Origin of the sequence: Streptomyces laurentii (assembly GCF_040635425.1) — a bacterium.
GTDB lineage: Bacteria > Actinomycetota > Actinomycetes > Streptomycetales > Streptomycetaceae > Streptomyces > Streptomyces laurentii.
Genome location: NZ_JBEYHT010000006.1, coordinates 81,133 through 94,490, shown reverse-complemented (window position 1 = coordinate 94,490; position 13,358 = coordinate 81,133). Strand labels below are relative to the sequence as shown.

The 13,358-nt window shown below is 70.6% G+C and carries 14 protein-coding genes; 4 read left to right on the top strand and 10 right to left on the bottom strand.

All coding sequences use genetic code 11. The features are described from left to right. Window positions 1-284: 284 nt before the first annotated feature. From ABZ693_RS05905 to ABZ693_RS05890, 4 genes are all read right to left on the bottom strand, one after another. Window positions 285-1,565 (bottom strand): aspartate kinase, encoded by a 1,281-nt coding sequence (locus ABZ693_RS05905; protein ID WP_359873793.1) that lies wholly within the window; start codon window positions 1,563-1,565, stop codon window positions 285-287. Between the two features lie 436 nt (window positions 1,566-2,001). Beyond that, window positions 2,002-2,694, bottom strand: a complete 693-nt coding sequence (locus ABZ693_RS05900) for a DUF5063 domain-containing protein (RefSeq protein ID WP_359873791.1) — start codon at window positions 2,692-2,694, stop codon at window positions 2,002-2,004. 47 nt (window positions 2,695-2,741) lie between these two features. Next, a complete protein-coding gene (gene recR, locus ABZ693_RS05895; RefSeq protein WP_359873789.1) occupies window positions 2,742-3,341 on the bottom strand; it encodes a recombination mediator RecR in 600 nt (199 codons plus the stop codon). 113 nt (window positions 3,342-3,454) lie between these two features. Further along, on the bottom strand, window positions 3,455-3,793 hold the full coding sequence (locus ABZ693_RS05890) for a YbaB/EbfC family nucleoid-associated protein (RefSeq protein ID WP_359873967.1): 339 nt from the start codon (window positions 3,791-3,793) through the stop codon (window positions 3,455-3,457). A gap of 349 nt (window positions 3,794-4,142) precedes the next feature. Between ABZ693_RS05890 and ABZ693_RS05885 the strand changes: the two genes are divergently transcribed. Continuing rightward, window positions 4,143-4,871: an SLATT domain-containing protein gene (locus ABZ693_RS05885; RefSeq protein ID WP_359873965.1), complete on the top strand. Its 729-nt coding sequence runs from the start codon at window positions 4,143-4,145 to the stop codon at window positions 4,869-4,871. Between the two features lie 107 nt (window positions 4,872-4,978). Here ABZ693_RS05885 and ABZ693_RS05880 read toward each other — a convergent pair whose 3' ends face one another. The 5 genes from ABZ693_RS05880 to ABZ693_RS05860 all read right to left on the bottom strand — a co-directional run bounded on the left by ABZ693_RS05880 (window position 4,979) and on the right by ABZ693_RS05860 (window position 9,328). Then, window positions 4,979-5,488: a GNAT family N-acetyltransferase gene (locus ABZ693_RS05880; RefSeq protein ID WP_359873787.1), complete on the bottom strand. Its 510-nt coding sequence runs from the start codon at window positions 5,486-5,488 to the stop codon at window positions 4,979-4,981. Window positions 5,489-5,546: 58 nt separating this feature from the next. Beyond that, window positions 5,547-6,200: a putative DNA-mimic protein gene (locus ABZ693_RS05875; RefSeq protein WP_359873785.1), complete on the bottom strand. Its 654-nt coding sequence runs from the start codon at window positions 6,198-6,200 to the stop codon at window positions 5,547-5,549. A gap of 376 nt (window positions 6,201-6,576) precedes the next feature. Beyond that, window positions 6,577-7,296, bottom strand: coding sequence for a GntR family transcriptional regulator (locus tag ABZ693_RS05870; RefSeq protein WP_359873783.1), 720 nt, complete (start codon window positions 7,294-7,296; stop codon window positions 6,577-6,579). Window positions 7,297-7,432: 136 nt separating this feature from the next. Further along, a complete protein-coding gene (locus tag ABZ693_RS05865) occupies window positions 7,433-8,794 on the bottom strand; it encodes an aspartate aminotransferase family protein (RefSeq protein WP_359873782.1) in 1,362 nt (453 codons plus the stop codon). 198 nt (window positions 8,795-8,992) lie between these two features. Next, entirely contained in the window at window positions 8,993-9,328 is a 336-nt protein-coding gene (locus ABZ693_RS05860; RefSeq protein ID WP_359873780.1) for a hypothetical protein, read from the bottom strand. A gap of 236 nt (window positions 9,329-9,564) precedes the next feature. Between ABZ693_RS05860 and ABZ693_RS05855 the strand changes: the two genes are divergently transcribed. Further along, complete coding sequence (locus ABZ693_RS05855) at window positions 9,565-10,401, top strand: helix-turn-helix domain-containing protein (RefSeq protein ID WP_435842354.1); 837 nt, start codon at window positions 9,565-9,567, stop codon at window positions 10,399-10,401. After that, on the top strand, window positions 10,398-10,637 hold the full coding sequence (locus ABZ693_RS05850; protein ID WP_359873776.1) for a DUF397 domain-containing protein: 240 nt from the start codon (window positions 10,398-10,400) through the stop codon (window positions 10,635-10,637). The genes ABZ693_RS05855 and ABZ693_RS05850 overlap by 4 nt, the downstream gene beginning before the upstream one ends. 51 nt (window positions 10,638-10,688) lie before the next feature. Here the strand turns inward: ABZ693_RS05850 and ABZ693_RS05845 are convergent, their stop codons facing one another. Further along, complete coding sequence (locus ABZ693_RS05845) at window positions 10,689-11,642, bottom strand: NADP-dependent oxidoreductase (protein WP_359873774.1); 954 nt, start codon at window positions 11,640-11,642, stop codon at window positions 10,689-10,691. A 209-nt stretch (window positions 11,643-11,851) separates the two neighbouring features. Here ABZ693_RS05845 and ABZ693_RS05840 point away from each other — a divergent pair, with 209 nt between their 5' ends. Continuing rightward, window positions 11,852-13,333, top strand: coding sequence for a substrate-binding domain-containing protein (locus ABZ693_RS05840; protein ID WP_359873772.1), 1,482 nt, complete (start codon window positions 11,852-11,854; stop codon window positions 13,331-13,333). The last annotated feature ends 25 nt before the right edge of the window (window positions 13,334-13,358 follow it).

Here is a 13,358-nt window from a genome sequence, read left to right as displayed (position 1 = left end):
CCTACCGCCGGTTGCGGTGAGGAGGGATGAGCATCGTCGTCCAGGACATCTGACCTGATCAAGAGGCGTCCGGAGCCGACTTGCTCACAAGGCGTTCACAGATCCTACAAAGTTGAACGGACGCGTGTCTGTCATATCCCCTGCCGATGCCCGTGCGGATGCGCGTGCGGATTCCCGTGCAATGAGCGACGGAGTGCCGGGGTATGCCACAGCGCCGTACGGCCAAAGCCGTACGGCGCGAGGGAATGTGACGGTGCGTCCTGAAAACGGACCGCGTGGGCGAGCTAGCGGCCGGTGCCGCCGTAGACGACGGCCTCGTCCGAGTCGCTGTCCAGACCGAAGGCGGTGTGGACGGCGCGGACGGCCTCGTTCACGTCGTCGGCGCGGGTCACGACCGAGATGCGGATCTCGGAGGTGGAGATCAGCTCGATGTTGACGCCCGAGTCGGACAGCGCGCGGAAGAAGTCCGCGGTGACGCCGGGGTTGGTCTTCATGCCGGCGCCGACGAGCGAGATCTTGCCGATCTGGTCGTCGTAGCGCAGCGAGTCGAAGCCGATCGTGCCGCGCCCCTTCTCCAGGGCGTCGATGGCCTTGCGGCCCTCGGCCTTGGGGAGCGTGAAGGAGATGTCCGTGAGGCCGGTGGCCGCGGCGGACACGTTCTGCACGATCATGTCGATGTTGATCCCGGCGTCCGCGATGGCGCGGAAGATGGCCGCGGCCTCACCCGGCTTGTCGGGCACGCCGACGACCGTGATCTTCGCCTCGGAGGTGTCGTGGGCGACACCGGAGATGATGGCCTGCTCCACCTTCTGGGCTCCTTGTTCGACAGGGCGTTCGTTGCTGACCCAGGTGCCCTGGAGGCCCGAGAAGGACGACCGGACGTGGATCGGGATGTTGTAGCGGCGCGCGTACTCGACGCAGCGGTGCAGCAGCACCTTGGAGCCGGAGGCGGCGAGCTCCAGCATGTCCTCGAAGGAGATCCACTCGATCTTCTTCGCCTTCTTCACCACGCGGGGGTCGGCGGTGAAGACGCCGTCGACGTCCGTGTAGATCTCGCAGACCTCGGCGTCCAGCGCGGCGGCCAGGGCGACGGCGGTCGTGTCGGAGCCGCCGCGGCCCAGGGTGGTGATGTCCTTCTTGTCGGCGGACACGCCCTGGAAGCCGGCGACGATGGCGATGTTGCCCTCGTCGAGGGCGGTACGGATGCGGCCCGGCGTGACATCGATGATGCGCGCTTTGTTGTGGACCGAGTCGGTGATGACACCCGCTTGACTGCCAGTGAACGACTGGGCCTCGTGGCCCAGGTTTTTGATCGCCATGGCCAGCAGGGCCATGGAGATCCGCTCTCCGGCGGTCAGCAGCATGTCGAACTCGCGGCCGGCCGGCATCGGGGATACCTGCGCGGCGAGATCGATCAGCTCGTCCGTCGTGTCGCCCATCGCGGAGACCACGACGACCACTTGGTGGCCGTTCTTCTTGGCTTCCACGATTCGCTTGGCGACGCGCTTGATGCCTTCGGCATCGGCAACGGAGGAGCCTCCGTACTTCTGCACGACAAGGCCCACGTGCGCTCCTCGCTCGGTCTTCACCACAGCTGGCGCTGCGGCGGTCGGCTCAGTTTAACGAGCGTCGGAAAATCACCCCGGCGATATCACATCCTGAGATTTCGGGATCGCAGAGTGATCATTCAGCAGGTCGGAGCCAGGTGGGAGGCAGGAACGGGCCGGTCACGGTCGTTTCAGAGGGGCGTCGGAGGTACCCGGAAGGGGCGCCGGAACCCCGCCGGAGCCCTGCCGCGGACACGCCGAAAGCACGCCGTACGGAGGCCGGGCCGGACGCCGTACGGCCCCTGAGCCGGACACCGTACGGGCCCCCGGACACGCGCGCCCGGAGTCCCCGGACACGCGAAACGGCGGCCACTCCGCGGTGGCCACCGTCATCGTCGTACGTGTCGCGCCGTGTCGTGCCGCGTCGTGCCGCGTCGAGTCGTGTCGAGTCGCGTCAGCTCTGGACGTCCGCCTCCGGCGCGGGCGTCAGGTCGCCGCGTCCCAGCCCCAGTGGCCCGGCGATCTCCTCGATCATCACGCGCCCGGCCTCCTCGGCCAGGGCCTCGTCCGCGAGCCCCTCGTCCGTGTCCAGCCCGGCCAGGTCCGCGAGCGGCTGGTCGAGGCGGACGTGCGCGACGAGCGACTGGAGGGCGCGCAGGGTGGCGGAGGCGGTGGGGCCCCAGTTCGAGAAGTACGAGAACTGCCACCACCACAGCGCCTCGGTGGTCCGCCCCGCCCGGTAGTGGGCGAGCCCGTGCCGCAGGTCGGTGACGATGTCGGCGAGGTTGTCGGAGATCCGGGCCGGGACGGGCGCCGTGCGCGGCTCGTACGGGTCGAAGACCTCCGAGAACACGTCCACCGGGTCCAGCATCCGGGCGAACCGCTCGCGCAGCTCGTCCACGTCCAGATCGGGCCCCGTGTCCGGCTCGTAGCGCTCCTCCGGGACGATGTCGGCGTGCGCGCCGAGCCGCCCGCCGGCCAGCAGCAGCTGGGAGAGCTCCAGGAGCAGGAAGGGCACCGCGCTGTCCGGCTCGTCGCCCTTGGCGACCTCGGCCGTGGCGACGATGAAGCTCTCGATCGAGTCCGCGATCTGCACCGCGAAGTCGTCGGGGTCCTGTGTGATGGAGTGCAGCGTGGCGTCAGACATCGAGGTGCCTCCCTGAGAGCGCGCCGTCGTGCGCACGAACCCGGTCGTCATACATCTAGCAGGCGCCGCCCCTCGAAGGCACGCCCGAGGGTGACTTCGTCGGCGTACTCCAGGTCGCCGCCGACCGGCAGACCGCTCGCGAGGCGCGTGACCTTCAGCCCCATGGGCTTGATCATCCGCGCCAGGTACGTCGCCGTGGCCTCGCCCTCCAGGTTGGGGTCGGTGGCCAGGATCAGCTCGGTGACGGTGCCGTCCGCGAGGCGCGTGAGCAGCTCGCGGATCCGCAGGTCGTCGGGGCCGACGCCCTCGATCGGGCTGATCGCGCCGCCGAGCACGTGGTAGCGGCCGCGGAACTCGCGGGTCCGCTCGATCGCCACGACGTCCTTCGGTTCCTCGACGACGCAGATCACGGCCAGGTCCCGGCGCGGGTCACGGCAGATGTTGCACTGCTCCTGCTGCGCCACGTTGCCGCAGACCGCGCAGAACCGGACCTTCTCCTTGACCTCCAGCAACGCCTGCGCGAGCCGCCGCACGTCGGTCGGCTCGGCCTGGAGGATGTGGAAGGCGATGCGCTGGGCGCTCTTGGGACCGACGCCGGGCAGTCTGCCCAGTTCGTCGATGAGGTCCTGAACCACGCCTTCGTACACGCTCGGCGCCTTCCCTGAGGTACTTGATTCTTACGGTAGTGGCTGGAAACCGGCCGCAGAAGACGCGGCGGCCCGCCGGATCGAACCCGACCCGGCCGCGGACCGGATCCGGGTCAGAAACCGAGGCCCGGCATGCCGCCGCCGAGGCCCTGCGCGAGCGGGCCGAGCTTGGCCTGCTGGAGCTGCTGGGCGTTGTCGTTGGCGGCCTTCACCGCGGCCACGACCAGGTCGGCCAGGGTCTCGGTGTCCTCGGGGTCGACCGCCTTCGGGTCGATCACGAGGGCGCGCAGCTCGCCGGAGCCCGTCACGGTGGCCTTCACCAGGCCGCCGCCCGCCTGCCCGTCGACCTCGGTCGCCGCCAGCTCCTGCTGGGCGCGGGCGAGGTCCTGCTGCATCTTCTGGGCCTGCTGGAGAAGCTGCTGCATGTTGGGCTGGCCACCACCGGGGATCACGGTCACTCACTCCTGCTGTCTCGGAAAACACGAAGGCTCGGGAGCCTGATGTCCCGGGCGGCCGATGCGACGGTCGCCGGTATCCCGAGCCTACGTGGTTCGCGACTGTGCCGCCGAGCAACTCTTTCGAGTGAGAAAGACGGGGCTCTCCACCTGATCAACACCCCCGTGCGGGCGGAAAACCCCGGTTTCGGGAACCGCGGCCCACCATTCGGCGGTAGGAAGGGCGCACCGACGGCGGGCTCTGAGCCGGACAGAGCCGCGCCGGACCTCACAGCGACAGCGCACAAGCTGAACACATCAGCACAAAGCACAACAGAGGAGTCCCCCGGTGAGTCAGCAGCCGGACATGCCGCCGCAGCCTCAGCCGGGGAGCCCCGGCAGGCCATACGGTCCGGCCGCGAGACCCGATCTGACCGGGGAGCCCTTCCCGGTGGGCGACTGGGCCTCCCCCGCCGGGTGTCTCGACGAGCTGTACCGCTGGGTCGAGTCGCACGCGCTGCGCACCGCCGAGTGGTACCTCACCGACCGGGTCTGGAAGCGCCGGGCCGCCCGCGCCCTGCGCATCGGCACCGCCGCCGGGGTGATCACGGGCGCCGCGCTGCCGCTGCTCGACGTGGCGGGGGCGGCCTCCGGCACCATCCGCTGGGGCTATCTCGCGCTGCTCCTGGGCGCGGCCTGCTTCGGCTGCGACCGCTACTTCGGGCTCACCTCGGGCTGGATGCGGAGCGTGGCCACCGCGCAGGCGGTGCAGCGCCGGCTCCAGACGCTCCAGTTCGACTGGGCCTCGGAGAGCGTGCGCGAGGTGCTCGGGCCGGCCGAGGGGACGGCGAGCGAGGCGGCGGAACGCTGCCTCGGGGTGCTGCGCCGGTTCGAGGAGGACGTGACGGAGCTGGTGCGGGCCGAGACGTCGGACTGGATGGTGGAGTTCCGGACCGGCCCGACCCCGCTGGCCGTACGGATCGCGGGCCCGCCGCCGGCCCGTACCGCCGACGCCGGCCAGCCGCCCGGCCGCTTCCCGCTCCCGCCGGGCACCCGCCCGAACATGCCGCGCCAGCGCCCTCCGGATCCGCGCTGATCCGTACTGATCCGCGCCGACAGCGGCCGGAACCGTACGGACCGCTTCCGGTCAGACGGTCCGCCGGTCAGACGGTCCGCCGGCCCGCCGGCCCGCCGGCCCGCCGGTCAGACGGCGGGAACCCGGACCGGAAGCGCCATGACGGCCTCCTCGTCCTCGTACTCCCCCGTGGCCCGGAAGCCGAGCGAGGCGTACAGACGGGCGGCGGCGGTGTTGTCCGGGTGGCAGGAGAGACGGATCTCCCGGCACTCGGGCAGCGCCGACAGGCGCTGGATCACGGCGCGCAGGGCGGCGCGCCCCACACCCCGGCCCTGTTCGGGGGCGGACACCACCATGCCGCCGACCCAGTGCGTGCCGTCCTCGGCGTCGTACGCCCACATGAGGTGGCCCGCGATGGTGTCCCCGGCGCGCACCCCGACCGACGTCCAGACCCCGCCGTTCAGCGACAGCAGGAGGTAGCGCGCCGCGAGGGCGGCCACGAACCGGCGCTGGTCGTCGGCGGGGGCCACGTCGGCGACGGCACGCCAGTTGTCCTCCGAGATCCCCTCCAGCACCACGACCCGCCCCAGCCGGTCGGTGATCGGCCCGGCGATCGGGTCGGCGATCTGCTGCGTCATGCTTCCCCCACATACGTGCTGTTCAGAAGGGGCGAGCATAACCAGGCCCGGAAAGGCCCTAGCTGAGCACGATCATCGACCCCTGGGCCAGGCTCCGCGTCGCCGCCGCGTGCAGCCCGAGCCAGACGTGCCGCTCGCGCGCGAACGGACTGGCGTCGAGGTACGGGGCGGGGGCGGCGGGCTCCTCCAGGGTGGTGGGCCGGTCCGGCGGCAGCGGCGCGGCGGGCGGGTTCGCCGGGTCGATCCCGATCGCGGGCGCGACGAACTCCAGCTCGCGCAGCAGCCCGTGCGAGGAGCCGAGCGGCCCGCCGCCTTCGAGCAGCTCGTCGGACGACAGGGGTACGGGGAAGTCGACCGGCACGTACGCGCCCGCGTGGTCGAAGTGCCACACCAGGTGCGACTGCTGGGCCGTCGCCTCGAACATCTCCAGGAGCTGCTCGTAGTCGCCGCCCAGCTCGCCGACCGGCTCGACGGGCAGCCCGCACATCTGGAGCAGGTACGCGCGGCGCAGGAAGTGCAGGGCCTCGTAGTCGAAGCCCGCGACCGGGGCAACGTCGCCGGACAGGCCGGGCATGTACGCGTAGACGGGCACGGTCGGCAGGCCGGCCGCGGTCAGGGCCCGGTCGTAGACGGCCAGTTCCTCGCTGAAGGGGTTGTCGGGGCTGTGGCACAGCACGTCGACGAGGGGGACCAGCCACAGGTCACAGGCCAAGGGAGGCTCGCTCTCCGTCAGTTGGAGGAGTCGGTCGGTGAGTCGGTACGGAGTTCCCGTACGGCTCCGGTACGAGGTCCCGTACGAAGCGCTGTACGAGGTGCCGTACGGACTCCCGTACGCCCCCCCGTACGGACTCCCGTATGGGTTCGTGCGGAACGGCCAGGGTAGTGCGGGCCTCACGCGCCCCGCACGCCCGAGGGGTGCCTTGGGTGCCTGCCCGGGGAAGCCCCGCCTCAACCCGTGGCGCCGGTAGCCCGGTCGGCTCCGTCAGGTCCGCGCCGGGTCCCCGCCGGGTCCCCGCCGGGTTCCGCCGAGTTCCGCCGGGTTCGGCAGGCCCCTTCCGCGTTCCCGTCGGGCCCCTTCCGGGTTCCCCTCAGTCCCTGCCGGGCTTGGGAAGCCGGTCGAGCCGGTCGGCCCAGTCCAGCGAACGCGCGTTGTAGTCCCGGACGATCGCCACCGCGGAGTCCGCGTCGCCGCGGGTCACCGCGTCGACGAGCCCGACGTGCCCGCTCCACAGCCAGCCCTCGGGGTGGCCTTCGGGGTGGCGGGCGGACCGCAGGTACGGCACGGAGAACACCCACGCCTGCACGCGCAGCCGGTGCAGGAAGGCGGCGATGTAGTCGTTGTCGGCGACGAGCCGGCCCAGTTCGTGCCAGTAGCGGATGTCGTAGCCGATGAGGACGTCCAGGTCCCCGGCACGCGCCGCGCGGGCGGCCGCCTCGCCGCGGCGACGGATCGACACCAGCGCGACCCCGTACGACAGGTCGGGTTCGGCGGGCGGGGTGTAGGGGCTCCGGCTGCGGAAGATGCCGTCCACGACGAGCATCCGGGCGCTGACCATGCCCCGGTAGTCGTCGACCGAGTACTCGTGGACGCGGAAGCCGCGGTGCTGGTCGGAATCGAGGAGCCCCTGGGCGCAGAGGTCGACGAGCGCCTCGCGGACGGGGGTCGCGGACACCCCGTACTGCTCGGCGATCTGTTTGACCGTGAATTCCTCGCCGGGGCGGAGACGCCCCGCGAGCGCTTCGTCACGGAGCGCATCCGCGATCTGGCGGCGGAGGGTGTTGCGGGTGACAGCTCCACCCACGGGCATGGTCGGCCCCCCTCCGTCCGGGTTTCCCGGACACCCTAGACCAGACAAGGGCCGACCATGATCATCTAGCCGTGATTCCCGGCCGCGCGTCGCGGGTGCGGCGCGCGGCCGGGGGCGCCGGTGTGCGATGCGGCGATCACACAGTGTGTTCGTCGGCGACGCTCAGGGCGGCGTCGAGGGCCGCCAGACCCTCCTTGGCCTCGGCCTCGCTGATGTTGCAGGCGGGGACGGCGTGGGTGCGGTTCATGTTGATGAACGGCCACAGACCGTTCTTCTTCGCCGCGGCGCCGAAGGCGGCCATCGGCGCGTTGGCCTCGCCGGCCGCGTTGTACGGGACGAGCGGCTCGCGCGTCTCCTTGTTCTTGACCAGGTCGAGCGCCCAGAACGCGCCCATGCCGCGCACCTCGCCCACGGAGGGGTGGCGCTCGGCCAGGTCGCGCAGACCGGGGCCGAGGACGTGCTCGCCGAGGTGGGCGGCGTGCTCGACGACCTTCTCGTCCTCCATCACGTGGATGGTGGCGACGGCGGCGGCGCAGGCCAGCGGGTGGCCGGAGTAGGTGAGACCGCCGGGGTACGGACGGGTGTCGAAGGTCGCGGCGATCTTCTCGCTGATCGCGACACCGCCGAGCGGCACGTAACCGGAGTTGACGCCCTTCGCGAAGGTCATCAGGTCGGGCACGACGTCGAAGTGCTCGGCGGCGAACCACTTTCCGGTCCGGCCGAAGCCCGCCATGACCTCGTCCAGGATGAACACGATGCCGTACTTGTCGCACAGCTCGCGCACCCCGGTGAGGTAGCCGGGCGGCGGCGTCATGATGCCGGCGGTGCCGGGGACGGTCTCCAGGATGATCGCGGCGATCGTCTGCGGGCCCTCGAACGCGATCGTGGACTCCAGGTGGGCCAGCGCGCGCTCGGTCTCCTCCGCCTCGGTGGTGGCGTAGAAGGCGGAACGGTAGAGGTACGGCGCCCAGAAGTGCACGACACCGGCGGCGGCCGTGTCGGACGGCCAGCGGCGCGGGTCGCCGGTCAGGTTGATCGCGGTGGAGGTGGCGCCGTGGTACGAGCGGTACGCGGAGAGCACCTTCGGGCGGCCGGTGTGCAGCCGGGCCATCCGGACGGCGTTCTCGACGGCCTCGGCGCCGCCGTTGGTGAAGAAGATCTTGTCCAGGTCGCCCGGGGTGCGCTCGGCGATCAGCCGCGCGGCCTCGGACCGTACGTCGATGGCGAACGCGGGCGCGAACGTCGCCAGCTTCCCGGCCTGCTCCTGGATCGCGGCGACCACCTTGGGGTGCTGGTAGCCGATGTTGGTGTAGACGAGACCGCTGGTGAAGTCGAGGTAGCGGTTGCCGTCGTAGTCCCAGAAGTACGAGCCCTCGGCGCCGGCGACGGCGAGCGGGTCGATCAGGCCCTGGGCGGACCAGGAGTGGAACACGTGCGCGCGGTCGGCGGCCTTGACGGCCGCACCGGCCTGGGGGTCGGGTTCGACGTGAGGGGTCATGCGGCAGAGGGTAGGGACACCGGAGTACGGACGGCCATCACCATCTTGTCCACCGAGAACCCGGCGGACGAGACAGAGTGCCGGACGACGGCGGGGTACGGGCGTAAAACGCCAGGCCAGCGGCCGGGGCGGGGACCCAGGCCCCCTTCCTCTCTCCTATGGCCTCGCCGGGTATGGCCTCGTCGGGGCCGCCACCCGTCACGACAGCATCTCCGTCACCGCGCAGCGCAGGAGCAGGGTGTGCACGAAGCGGCCGGGGACCGTCGGCGGGAAGCACCAGGCCAGGGGCCAGGTGTTGCCGGTGAGGGCGGGCACGGGGATGTAGCTGATGTTCCCGGGGGTCTGGTTGAACCGGGTCACGCCCGGCGGCCACGACCGGTTCGCCGTGGAGCCGGGCGCGACGAGGAAGTAGACCCCGCGCCGCCCGTTCTCCTCGATGACGACGGGCCCGGGATCGCCGCCCGTCAGGGTGGCCATCCAGTCGGTGAGGCGCCGGCCGTCGTCTCCGTCGACGCGAATCGCGTCGAATTGCACGCCCGCCTTGCGGAGATGAAAACCGTGAGGCGGAATCCAATCACAAGAGCCCGCGTTTCGCTGGGTGTTTGCTTGGGTCACTGGCGCATCGTCCCGTACCAGGGATAGCGTTTTCCACGACTGCGGAGGCACCTCGGAAAGCCTTCGACCTGCGTCAACATGCCTTGCATGCAGTTGAATTCAAAGGAATGCAATTGAGTTCATTTGAGTTCGATTGAGTCCGAAAGGGGACCGCGATGGCTCGACCAAAGAAGACCGAACCCATCGGAACGGCGGCTCGCATGGCAGCCGCGATCGCCAAGCGAATGCGCCTTCGAAAGGGGCTCACTCAGGAACAGTTGGGGGCACTCATGGGGTACACCGGTGCCGCCGTGAGCGCGATGGAGCGTCTGGTGCAGCCGGTGAGCGATGAGATGCTGATCAAGCTTGAGGAGGTGTTGGGCGACGGCACCGGCATCTTCGACGAGCTGCGTGTGCTGGTGCGGATGGAGAAGCTGCCGAAGAAGTTCCAGGGCTACCTGCCCATCGAGCAGAAGGCGTTGAGCCTCTTCCTCTACGCGAACTACCTCATCCACGGCCTGTTCCAGACGGAGCGGTACGCCCGGGCGGTGATCGCGGGAGGCTTTCCGGAGAAGGCCGAGGAAAGGGTCGAGGAGCTGGTCCAGATGCGCATGGACCGCAAGGCGCTGTTCGACCGGAAGCCCGCATGCCAGATCGAGCTGGTGATCGACGAGGCGGCACTGCGCCGCCCGTTCGGCAGCAGGGAGATCATGCGCGAACAGCTGGAGTACCTGGCGGAATGCGCCCTCCGCCGCAATGTCAGCATCTTCGTCCTGCCCCTGGACACCGCCCTCTGCGGCGAGTTCGCGGGCGACCGAGGTGAGCTGAACATCGTCGAGACGCCCGAGCACGACCGACTCGTCTACCTCGACGTACAGGACGAAAGTCTGCTCATCTCCGAGCCCTCCAAGGTGACCACCTACACCCAGCGCTATGGGAGGATCCGGTCACAGGCCCTGAGCGCCGCTGAATCGCTGGCGTTCATCAAGCGGTTGGCGGGAGAAGGAACATGAGCGGGACCACGCTGAGCTGGTTCAAGTCCTCCTACAGCGACAGCAGCGGCGGGAACTGCGTCGAGGTCGCGTTCGACTGGCACAAGTCCTCGTACAGCGACGGCAGTGGTGGTGACTGCGTCGAAATCGCCGCCTGCGCCCACTCCGTCCACCTCCGCGACTCCAAGGTGCAGGAGGGCCCCACCTTCGCCGTCGCCCCCGCCGCCTGGGGCGCGTTCCTCTCCTGGCAGGGCTGAGCGAACCCAGGATCCAGGATCCCCACCGGACGGCCCGGACGAAGACCGTCGTCAGATCATCAGGATGACGCGTCCGGGCCGGTGGCCCGCCTCCGCCCGGCGGTGGGCCTCGGACGCCTCCTCCAGAGGCATCACGTCGGCCACCCGGGTGATCAGCTCGCGGGCCTCGACCTGCTTCAGCAGCTTCGTGAGCAATACGGCGTCCGGCTTCCCGAGCACCGTCTCGACGCGGATGTCGCGTACGGACAGGGGCGCGCGGTCTTCCGCCAGGGCGACGAAGGCGCCGCCGTTCTTCACGGCGGGCAGCGCCGTCTCGCCGATCAGCGCGCCGTCGAAGAGGCCGTCGAAGCCGTCGGGGGCGACCTCGCGGGCCGCCGCCAGGATCTCGGCGCCGTCCCCGCGCCGGACGCAGTGCTTCGCGCCGAGGACCTTCAGTTCGCTCTCGTCGCCCTCGTAGGAGACGGCCATCACCTCCAGCCCGGCCGCTGCCGCGAACTGGACGGCGAAGCGCCCCACGACACCGCTGGCCCCCGTCACGAGCAGGGACGAGCCGGCAGGCAGCCCGAGGCGTTCGAGGCCCTGGTGGGCGGTGATCGCGGCCAGCGGGACCGAGGCCGCCTGGGTGAACCCGACGTCGTCGGGGACGGGGGCGAGCCAGCCCGGTTCGACCTGGACGATCTCCGCGTACGTGCCCTCGCCGGACCGTTCCGTGTACCAGGGCACGAAGCCCGCCACCCGGGTGCCGACGGACAGCTCGCCCTCCGGGCCGGGCGCGGGGTCGAGCAGCTTGCCCGCGAAGTCCGCGCCGAGGACGAAGGGAGGCTTCAGCGGGCTCAGCTCGTCGGCGTACAGACCGGCCCGGATCCGCAGGTCGGTGATGGTCACACCGGCGGCGTGCAGCCGTACCCGCACCCGGCCGGGCCGCTCCCCGGCGACGGGCTCGGGACGGCGGACCATGTCGAGGACCTCGGGTCCGCCGTAGGTGGTCACTTCGACGACGCGCATGGGTGATCTCCTCCTACGGAAGCCCCCTCGGGGCCATTACACCCACGCCCGCCGACCCCGGCAACAGATGCTGGCACCAGGTGGAAGCGCGGGGTGACGGCCCTCGGTCACCCCCTCCGCGCCGCCCCGGGTGACGGAACGGCGAACACCGGACGGCGGGCTCGCGACCCCGCCCCGGAAACCGCACACGCGTCCGTACGGTGGCGCCCGTGGACTGGATCAGCCCCGAGAACGTCATCGCCGTCGTCACCGCGCTGCTCGGCGTGGGCGTGACCTTCGCCGTCCTCCTGATCGAACGCCGGGTGCCGCGCCGCAAGCGGATCGGGCACCGCGTCCAGCTGGACACCACGGTGGGCGAGCGGGACGACGCGCGGCTCGGGCTGTTCAACGAGCAGCCGAACATGACCGACGCCACCCTCGTCCTCCTCCGCATCGAGAACGACGGCGCCGTGTCGATCGGCCGGGAGGACTACAACCTCGACACCCACGGGCTGGCCGTCGACTTCACTCCGCGGACGGTACGGGCGGTCGCCCTCACCCACGCGCCGTTCAGCGCGGCGGCGGTCGAGCACAGCGGCGGCGAGGTGCGGCTGCCGAGGGTGGCGCTGAACCGGGGGCAGTACTTCAAGCTGCTCGTGCTGCTCACGGGCGGGACGGTGGGCAGCCCCATCGAGGTCACCGGCGAGATACGCGACGGCGACATCCACCCGAACCACAGCACGACCTTCGACGACAAGCCGCCTCTCTTCGGCCGGGCCGCCCGCGCGGTGGTCGTCACCCTCACGGCCTGTGTGATCGTCCTCGCGTCGATCATCGTGACGCGCGACGACTCGCCGCCGCCGATGGGCTGCGCCCGCGGCACGCTCACGGTCACCGGCTCCACGGCCTTCGCGCCCGTGGTGCGCGACCTGGCCCAGCAGTACGAGAAGGACTGCGAGGGGGCGAAGGTCGTCGTCGACCCGCACGGTTCCACGGCCGGCATCCGGCAGCTCGCCGAGCAGGGCGCCAAGACCACGCAGGGTTCCCCCGCGCTCCTCGCCCTGTCCGACGGCAAGAAGCCCGAGGGGTATCCGCAGCTGCGCGAGGAGCCGGTCGCCGTCTCCCTCTACACGGTCGTCCTCAACGACGACGTGGCCTTGGACGACATCACGCTCGGCGACCTCCGCCGTGTCTACCGCGGGGAGATCACCAACTGGAAGGTGCTGGGCGGGCCGAATCTGCCCGTGCGGATCGTCAGCCGGGGCGCCAACTCCGGTACGCGCGAGGTGTTCCAGCGCCGCGTCCTCGAACGCAACGAACCTGCCAACTCTTCCCAGAACTGCGCGACCAAGGACGACCCCGAGGCGAAGGCGCTGCGCTGCGAACTCGACAGCACCGAGCAGGTGTTGACGACCGTGGCCAACCTGCCCGGCGCCATCGGCTACACCGAACTGCGTTCCGGCACCAGCCTGAAGGGCCTGCACCGCATCGCGATCAACGGCCACCGCCCGAACGTCGACGAGATCGGCAACTCCCCTTATCCGTATGTGGAGATCGAGTACGTCTACACGTACGGTCAGCCGCCCGCCGACTCGCTCGCCTCCGGCTTCCTCACCTACCTCACCCGGGGCGGCGGCCAGGCCGTCATCGGCACCCACGGCCACCTGCCCTGCGCGACCCCCAAGGGCCTGCGCATCTGCGGCGCGGGCTGAGGAGTCGAAGGATCGAACGAGTGCG

Coding starts and splice junctions, on each gene's coding strand:
- ABZ693_RS05900 (WP_359873791.1), bottom strand. CDS start 2,694: ATGTCTGACGCCACGCTGCACTCCATCACACAGGACCCCGACGACTTC.
- ABZ693_RS05885 (WP_359873965.1), top strand. CDS start 4,143: ATGCCGCCGCAGCCTCAGCCGGGGAGCCCCGGCAGGCCATACGGTCCG.
- ABZ693_RS05880 (WP_359873787.1), bottom strand. CDS start 5,488: ATGACGCAGCAGATCGCCGACCCGATCGCCGGGCCGATCACCGACCGG.
- ABZ693_RS05870 (WP_359873783.1), bottom strand. CDS start 7,296: ATGCCCGTGGGTGGAGCTGTCACCCGCAACACCCTCCGCCGCCAGATC.
- ABZ693_RS05865 (WP_359873782.1), bottom strand. CDS start 8,794: ATGACCCCTCACGTCGAACCCGACCCCCAGGCCGGTGCGGCCGTCAAG.
- ABZ693_RS05855 (WP_435842354.1), top strand. CDS start 9,565: ATGGCTCGACCAAAGAAGACCGAACCCATCGGAACGGCGGCTCGCATG.
- ABZ693_RS05850 (WP_359873776.1), top strand. CDS start 10,398: ATGAGCGGGACCACGCTGAGCTGGTTCAAGTCCTCCTACAGCGACAGC.
- ABZ693_RS05845 (WP_359873774.1), bottom strand. CDS start 11,642: ATGCGCGTCGTCGAAGTGACCACCTACGGCGGACCCGAGGTCCTCGAC.